Origin of the sequence: uncultured Lutibacter sp. (assembly GCF_937891065.1) — a bacterium.
Lineage (GTDB): Bacteria > Bacteroidota > Bacteroidia > Flavobacteriales > Flavobacteriaceae > Lutibacter.
On sequence record NZ_CALAEQ010000167.1, the window covers coordinates 1 to 7,117 of the forward strand.

At 27.0% G+C, this 7,117-nt stretch carries 6 protein-coding genes; all 6 read left to right on the top strand.

Going from position 1 to position 7,117, the window contains the following annotated elements; genetic code table 11:
* Positions 1-83: 83 nt before the first annotated feature.
* Entirely contained in the window at positions 84-281 is a 198-nt protein-coding gene (locus Q0352_RS09315; RefSeq protein ID WP_299526974.1) for a hypothetical protein, read from the top strand.
* Positions 282-387: 106 nt separating this feature from the next.
* On the top strand, positions 388-1,719 hold the full coding sequence (locus tag Q0352_RS09320) for a TlpA disulfide reductase family protein (RefSeq protein WP_299526976.1): 1,332 nt from the start codon (positions 388-390) through the stop codon (positions 1,717-1,719).
* Between the two features lie 97 nt (positions 1,720-1,816).
* On the top strand, positions 1,817-1,957 hold the full coding sequence (locus Q0352_RS09325) for a hypothetical protein (protein WP_299526978.1): 141 nt from the start codon (positions 1,817-1,819) through the stop codon (positions 1,955-1,957).
* A 141-nt stretch (positions 1,958-2,098) separates the two neighbouring features.
* Positions 2,099-3,874 carry a carboxypeptidase-like regulatory domain-containing protein gene (locus Q0352_RS09330; RefSeq protein WP_299526980.1) on the top strand — a complete coding sequence of 592 codons (1,776 nt, stop codon included), beginning with the start codon at positions 2,099-2,101 and terminating at the stop codon, positions 3,872-3,874.
* A 12-nt stretch (positions 3,875-3,886) separates the two neighbouring features.
* Positions 3,887-6,355 (top strand): hypothetical protein, encoded by a 2,469-nt coding sequence (locus Q0352_RS09335; RefSeq protein ID WP_299526982.1) that lies wholly within the window; start codon positions 3,887-3,889, stop codon positions 6,353-6,355.
* Positions 6,356-6,406: 51 nt separating this feature from the next.
* Positions 6,407-7,117 (top strand): cysteine peptidase family C39 domain-containing protein (locus tag Q0352_RS09340; RefSeq protein WP_299526984.1); only part of this gene is annotated, 711 nt, incomplete at its 3' end.

Consider the following 7,117-nt stretch of genomic DNA (forward strand, 5'->3'; position numbering starts at 1 on the left):
ACAATATTCTCTCGCGAAGAATAGACACAAACTGTGAGTGTCTTTAAATGTTCACAGCAAATATAATTTATAATATTTTAATTATGAAAAAACAATTTTTAAACTTAGGAGAAGCTTTAAGTAGGGAAGAACAAAAACAAATTAATGGAGGGGAAATGGACTATCGTTGTACAGATCAGTGTGGTAGTTTGAGCGGTCACGATTGGGGTTGTTCATCAAGTAATTGTTTAACAAGATATTGTGGAGGCTACCCAGGTTGGCATTATTGTGCTGAACTATAATTATTAATTTAAACTACTAGTTTCAATATTAATATTTTAACTAGTAGTTAACTCAACTTCAAAAATTCAAAGCCTTATGAAAATATCAAAACTATTTATATTTCTTATGTCAATAGTATTAATTAATTGTTCCAAAAATAAAGAGCAAATTAATTATGTTGTTTTTTCGGGAATAGTTGTAAATCCTATTGTTGATAGCTTGCAACTACTCAATAAAAATCACAAACCTATAAAAACAATTTATCTTTCTGCAGATAATTCATTTAAGGATACATTATTTATTCCTAATGGATATTATTTTTTAGGTGACTGGAATACAACAAAACAATTGTATTTACGTCATTCATTTAATTTAGTTGCAAAAATAGTATATCATGAAAAAGAGGCTACCCTGTCTTTTAAAGGAATTGGAGCCAATGAAAACAATTATTTATATCAAAAAAAAGAATTTGACACAAATTTTATAAATTACAGAGACTATTTAAGTCTAAATGAAGAAGATTTTTTAAAGGTGTCTGATTCTATATATACAACAAAAACTAATTTTTTTAAAACATATAAAAACCTTGATAAAGATTTTAACTTTTGCGAATCTTTTGTATTAGAAAATGATAGGGTAAAGTTATTAAATAGATATAGACAAGGAAGAGGTTCTTTTATTGGGAATAATGATTTTCAAGTTTCAGACAACTTTTCATATAATTTTAATAACTCTTTTTTATCAAATGAAAAATTGCTAATGCACCCTAATTATTTAAATTATGTAGGCTCATTTGTAGGATTTAAACTATATAAAAACAAGTATGAGTGGAATAATACCTTAGCATCATTTGAAATCATTGATACTGAAATTAATAATCAAAAGATTAAAGATGAACTAGCATATACTACAATGAAGTTTGCAATAAATAGGACAAAAAACCTAGATGAAGTTTATAGCAAATATATGTCAATTGAAAAAAACGAAGAGTATCGTAATGAAATTGAAGAAACTTACTTAAACCTTAAAAAATTATCTAAAGGAGCTATTTCCCCTACATTTGAGTTATATGATATTAATGACAAATTAGTAAGACTCAAAGATTTAAAGGGGAAATTGGTTTATATTGATATTTGGGCAACTTGGTGTATTCCTTGTGTGCAAGAAATGCCTGCATTAAAAGAATTGGAAAAAGAGTTTAGGAATAAAGAAATTTACTTAGTGAGTATCTGTTATGGCGACACCAAAGAACGATTTAGAAAAATGGTAAAAGAAAAAGAGTTGGGTGGTCTTCAGCTCTTTTCTCCTGATAATGATATTCCCTTTTTTAAAGAATACATTTTAAGAGGAATTCCAAGATTTATATTAATTGATAAAGAAGGTAAAATAATAGATGCCAATGCCTATAAACCTTCAGACCCTAAATTGAAAGAGTTAATACTCGAAGAGTTAAATTAATCATTGAGAAATAATCAATATTCTCTCGCGAAGAATAGACACAAACCTTGAGTGTCTTTAAATGTTCAAGGCAAATATAATTATAAATTTTTTTATTATGAAAAAACAATTTTTAAATTTAGGAAAAGCTTTAAGTAAGGCTGAACAAAAATCTATTAATGGAGGTGTAATAGATTGTCCATCAGAATGTATAACAGCTCTTGGCTGTGATATACGTTGTGAAATTTTAGCGCCGTAAATAATATTTTTAGCTAAAAAGTGTGGGACTTCTCTCATTGCAAACAAGTAATAATTCATGTAATTATTGCTTGTTTTTATATATATTATTTTAAAAAAGAAAGAATAATTAAATCCATCAAATTTTAAAACCAAGTCATCTATGAAAAAAATTACATTTCTTTTATTTGTATTATCATTTTCATTTTCTTTCTCTCAAACAATTATTGAAGGTTTTATTTTTGATAGAGAGACGAAAACTTCACTACCGTACGCAACCATGAAAATTATAAGTAACAATAACTATTATACTATTACTAATGAAGATGGGAAATTTGAAGTTTCTGATAAGTTTATTTTAGATTCTTTAGAAATTAGATTTATTGGATTTAAAACTAAAAAAGTTGCGGTATCCTATTTTAGGGAGAAGTCAAAGTTTTATTTAACTCCAAATACATTTCGTTTAAATCAAGTTTTAGTTGTTGCAAAAAAAGATAAAAACTATACCTACAACCTCTTAAATAATTTAATTAAGAAGTATAGAAACAAACAAACAATTACTAAAAGTAAAGTATTTCTTTCGTTAACCTCATCAGCAAGAGGTATTCCAATAGAAACTATTGAAGGGTTTTATAATAGCAAGCACAATGTATCAAAAGGAATAATAGATTTAAAATTAAAAAGTGGTCGCTTTGGTCAAAATGCAAGTTTCCCGTTTTATAGTTTAAACAATACTGATATTTTAAAAGATTTTCAATTTTTTAAAAAGCACAACCAAATACTACCTTTATATCCTGGTAATTTATCTTTAAGTGCTATTAAAGGTAAGTATCTTATAAAAATTGATGAGTGTATTTCCTGTAACTTAGAAGATATTTCAATTTCATTTATGCCTAAGAAAAAAAACGGTAGGCTTTTATCAGGTACTATTATTTTTAATAAAGAACAATTAATCATTAAAAAAATAATAGTAAGTGGTGAAAATTTAATAACCGATAGGTTATCATCTATAATTGAAGACGATACTGTAACTCCAAAAAGTATGCTGTTGAATATTAATTTTAACCCTAATGATTATGATAAAATCCAATCATTAGATTTTGAGTTTAAAATGAATTATCGTTCTAAAGATAATTTTGAAATTATTACATCGCATTCACTTCTCTATTTTTACGATTATAATACCTCTTTTAATGCTCCTTATTTTACGAATAATATAAACTTTAATAATGATTATGATAAAATTAGAGCATTACAAGCATCAGATGAATTTTGGAGTTTAAATTATCAATTTCCGAAGAGTTATAAGGAGAAAATGTCTATAGATTTTTTTAAGAAATACGGATATTTAATTAATTACAACACCTCAATCCCTTCAGAGTATTTACAATTCATACGCCCTTCAATTATCACTTGGCAAGAAAATAAGTCCTTAAAATGGCAAGATATTAAGTTAAGTTTATTGAAAAATAAAGAAAGTACTATAGACCACAAAGCTTATAAACAAGGTGCTACAAAAGCAGTTGACAAAGAAGCTTTTTCTATATCAGAATTTAAACAAAAATCTAATAAATCTGAAATTGATGAACAATTAAATTTTAGCTATATGTTAGATGCATATACTAACAAATTAGGAGAAACACAATTTAGCACCAAAACTTTGTTTGATAGAAACGCCTCTTTTTGCTCATACAATCGTATCAATCATAAACTTATGTACATCAATTTAATTTTTGATGTTTACGAAATTTATAACAGAGAATTAAAAACAGAGCTTTCTAAAAACAGGTCTTTTGAAGAAGCTAAAATTTTATGTGAACAAAAATTTAATGAAGCTACTTTAATCATTAAAAAAATGGCTGCAGACACCAATAAAGGCACAAGTTTCCAAAACTTAATCAGGTGGTCTGAAAAAGTAAAAGTAAAACTTGCTAATTAAATGTAATAAATAATGAAAACTAAACTTATATACTTAACTATTCTATTTGCTGTATGTTACACGTCCATTTTCGCCCAAGAAACGGTTTTTAATACAATTATTAAACCTCTTCAGGAAAACACTTTATACAGAGAAAAGGTTTTTTTACATTTAAATAAATCTATTTATTTTACAAATGAAACAATTTGGATAACAGCTTATGTTGCTGAAGACGCTGAAAATAAACCCTCAATTTATACTAGTAACCTCCATATTAATTTAATTAATCTCAAGGGAGATTTAATTCAACAAAAAACCATTTTTATCCAAAATGGTGTTGGAAGTGGAGATTTCTTATTAGATAACAACTTAGTAACTGGTAAATACTTCATTCAAGGCTTTACAAATTATATGCGGAATTTTGGTGAAGAGAATTTATTTATTCAAGAAATTGAAATTATAAATCCTTCTGAGAAACAACTTATAAATAATACTAATGGAAATGCTAATTACGACATTCAAGTATTTCCAGAAAGTGGCTACTTATTAGAAGATGTAGAAAATGTTATTGGAATAAAAGCCCTAATTAATAATGCGGGTTTAACCTTTACCGGAAAAATTATAAATGCTAAAGAAGAAGAAATTATAAATTTTACAGGAAATAAATTTGGGATGAGCAAGTGTAGCTTTACCCCGTATAAAGGAGAAATATACACTGCAATAATTTCCATTAATAATACAACTCAAAAAATAAGTTTACCAAAGCCAAAAGAAATCGGAATTATATTTAGCATCGATAACACTTCAGTTAGTGATGATTTAAAACTAATACTCAAAACAAATAAAGCTTCTTTACCTATATTAAGAAAAGATTCATTAGCATTGATTTTTTACCGAAATAATACCATAAATGAAGTTGTAACTTTAACCTTGAAAAACATTGAAGAAACGCAACAAGAGTTGTTTTTTGATAAAAGTAAAATGCAACATGGAGTAAACGTTGTTACTTTATTTAAAAACTACCAACCCGTTTCGGAGCGAAAATTTTTTGTGAATAAGCAAGAAAAACAAACAGCTATATTAATTGATGAGCTTGAAACTGAAAATGATTCTACGAGTTTTAAAATTAGAACAATCAATTCAACATTAGATCCAATTAGTGCTCAATTAAGCCTATCTATACAGCCAAAGAATTCAAAATCATTTCACGAAAACCAAACTATTAAAAGTGCTTTCTTATTAACCCCATACATCAAGGGTAAAGTTGAAAACCCTGCTTATTATTTTAAAAATGGAAGTGCTAAAGAGGCTCAACATTTAGATTTATTATTATTAAATCAAGGTTGGAGCACCTATTCTTTAGAGGAAAAAATTAAAGAGGTAAACCCTAATAAAACAGTTGATTTTGAAAGTGGATTTACAGTGAAAGGAACCCTAAAAAAAATTAAAAAAGGGTATGATATTGGAATGTTATCAAAAGAAAATAGACTAGTTGATTTTAGTAAATTCAATGAACATAAAGAGTTCCATTTTAAAAATGTATATGCTTACAAAGGTGATAACGTAAAAATTGCCTTAATAAAAAAAGGGGAACCTATAGTAAAGCCTACTCAAATTAGTTTTATTAAAGACAAACCAGAAACAAAAAATTACAAGCCTCTTATTACTAATTATATAAAACCTGATTATGTAGTTAATAATAACTTAATAGCAACTTCAGAAAACCTAGCTGTAATCAACTATAAATTATACCCTAATATTGAAGTGCTAGACCAAATTACACTTAAAACCGTTGTTTCAAAAAAGGAGAAAACTTTTTATGATAAAGAAAGTGAGTTGGCACATAAACATACTATAATTGCTGCAGGTTTTTATCAAAATAAAAAAGTGACAGAACGTATGGAAACAACGTTTCAAACAGTATTTGAATACTTTACATCTTTAGGTTATATAAAAAGAACTGCTTTGGGTAGATATTTTATTTCTCTTAGAAATGCACGTGTTACTTTCGCAGGTAAAAATATGAATCCAGATAATACATACCCTCCTAAAATATATTTAGATAATACAAGTTTAAACCGTGATGGTGATATTGAAAAGTTAAAGGAATTGAGTATGAAAGATATTGATGAAATTTTAATTAATAAATCTGGTGCAGGTGGTGGTATTGATGGTACAGGCGGAATTATTAAAATTTACCTCAAAAAAGGAAATCATAAATACTTTGAAGAGGCTAATGAAAACCTATACGAAGAACTTATATTACTTACAGGGTTTGATAGAGCAACTAATTATTACAAACCACAATATAACATGTACACAAAAGAAGCGTATAGTTGGTCAGAAATAGATTGGAAAAATAATCTTCAAACTAATGAAAATGGTGAAGTTTTTATTAAAATTCCAACTAATGAATTTTCTAATGAATATCTATTTATAATTAATGGATTTTCAGAAAATGGATTGCTTTTTAATATTAATTCTAACTTAGATAATTTTTAACAATTCCTTTTCATACAAAAATTAAATTTCTTAATTTATGATCCCTTTTTAATGCAAAAATTCCCTTACTACAAACAAACCGAAGCTAAAGATTGCGGTCCTACTTGTGTTAAAATTATTGCCAAATATTATGGTAAAATTATTAATACACAACAATTACGTACGTTAAGCGAAACTACACGAGAAGGTAGTAGTTTACTAGGATTAAGTGAAGCTGTTGAGAAAATGGGCTTTCGTTCTCTGGGGGTTAAACTTACATTTAGTAATTTATTAGAAGCTACACTGCCTTGTATTATACATTGGAATAAAAACCATTACGTGGTTGTATATAAAATTAAAAAAGGAATAGTTTACATCTCCGATCCAGCTCACGGATTAATAACATATACAAAGGTTGAATTTATCAATCATTGGATTGGTAATAATGCCGATGAAAACACTGAAGAAGGTATTGCTCTTTTGGTAGAACCAACGCCATTATTTTATAAAGAAGAATTTGAGGAAGACGAACCTTTTGGCTTCAGTTTTATTTTTAAATACTTGTTTAAATATAAAAAGTTTATTGTTCAATTAATAGTTGGCTTACTGGCAGGTAGTTTATTACAATTAATTCTTCCGTTTTTAACGCAAAGTGTAGTAGATGTTGGTATAAAAAATCAAGACGTCAACTTTATTTATCTAATACTGTTTGCTCAGTTATTTTTATATATTGGAAAAGCGAGTCTTGAAATTATTAGAAGTTGGATTTTATTGCACCTAAGT

What these genes read in the sequence shown, in the direction of transcription:
- Q0352_RS09315 (WP_299526974.1), top strand. Translation starts at nt 84, where the DNA reads ATGAAAAAACAATTTTTAAACTTAGGAGAAGCTTTAAGTAGGGAAGAA.
- Q0352_RS09320 (WP_299526976.1), top strand. Translation starts at nt 388, where the DNA reads ATGTCAATAGTATTAATTAATTGTTCCAAAAATAAAGAGCAAATTAAT.
- Q0352_RS09325 (WP_299526978.1), top strand. Translation starts at nt 1,817, where the DNA reads ATGAAAAAACAATTTTTAAATTTAGGAAAAGCTTTAAGTAAGGCTGAA.
- Q0352_RS09330 (WP_299526980.1), top strand. Translation starts at nt 2,099, where the DNA reads ATGAAAAAAATTACATTTCTTTTATTTGTATTATCATTTTCATTTTCT.
- Q0352_RS09335 (WP_299526982.1), top strand. Translation starts at nt 3,887, where the DNA reads ATGAAAACTAAACTTATATACTTAACTATTCTATTTGCTGTATGTTAC.